This window comes from Microvirga puerhi, assembly GCF_020089865.1.
GTDB lineage: Bacteria > Pseudomonadota > Alphaproteobacteria > Rhizobiales > Beijerinckiaceae > Microvirga > Microvirga puerhi.
Map to the genome: position 1 here is coordinate 1 of NZ_JAIRBM010000042.1, position 967 is coordinate 967.

A 967-nucleotide genomic window follows, 5' to 3' on the forward strand; every position below is an offset into this window, starting at 1 on the left:
ATATAACGTTTGGCTTCGATGGGATCGTGTCCGAGGCTGGCGCGGAGCTTCTTGCGCAGCTTGCTGACATGGCCCTCGATGACGCTTTCCTCGACATCGTTGGAATAGATGCCGTAGATGGCATTGAAGATCTGGGCCTTGGTCAGACGGCGGCCCTTGTTGCGCACCAGATATTCGAGAATGTGGCGCTCACGGCGGGGCAGAGGCAGGCTGGTGCCGTCGATCTCGGGATCGCGGCCGTCGAAATAGACCTTGAGGCGCTCAGGGGCGGCGCTCAGGGTCTGGCTGGCGGCATTGACGCGGCGCCAGATCGCTTCCGAGCGGGCCAGGATCTCGCGCACATGGACGGGTTTGCGCACCACATCGTCGAACCTGGCGGTGAAGAGTTCGAGGGTCTGCTCGAGCGAGCGGATTTCGCTCAAAGCAATGATGGGCGCGCGGGAATGGCGGCGGATGGTCTCGGCACAGGCGATGCGGTCCTGGAAGTCGCCGAGCAGGAAGCCCTGGACGGCGTCGAGATCGGCGCTGGAGGCGGCCTTGAGCCAGTCCTGGAACTCGCCGGCGAACAAGCCGAGCGAGGAGACGCCTTCGCGATCGAACCCGGCGACGTAAGCAGCCGTCACCATCTGCCGTTCATCGACGACGATGTACATGATAGAAGCCCCCCGGCCTATGAAAAGGTAGTCAAACGCAGGTACGCGCGCTGAAGAGTGTGAGTTGCCGGCGGTGCCTGTCCGTGCAACTACTTTTTTACTTTTACGTTTCTACTATGATGGTGAGCGAGTGTGCTTGGTTGATCCGCGCCGCCCCTCCGAATCAGTAGGATTATTCATAAATGCCGGGCGAACGTCGTTGCGTCAACGGCAAAGGCGCACGCCGTGAATCCCGTCCCGTCCTTGTCGCGAAGTGTTGCCTCAATGCAATACATCGACACCGCGTGATAAAAGGACTCACGACGATCCGGTCA

Annotated in this window: 1 protein-coding gene; it reads right to left on the bottom strand. The window is 60.4% G+C overall.

All coding sequences use genetic code 11. The features are described from left to right. Positions 1-653, bottom strand: a 653-nt coding sequence (locus K9B37_RS24510) for a response regulator transcription factor (protein ID WP_224316433.1), incomplete at its 3' end; no start/stop codon positions are given. Positions 654-967 lie beyond the last annotated feature (314 nt).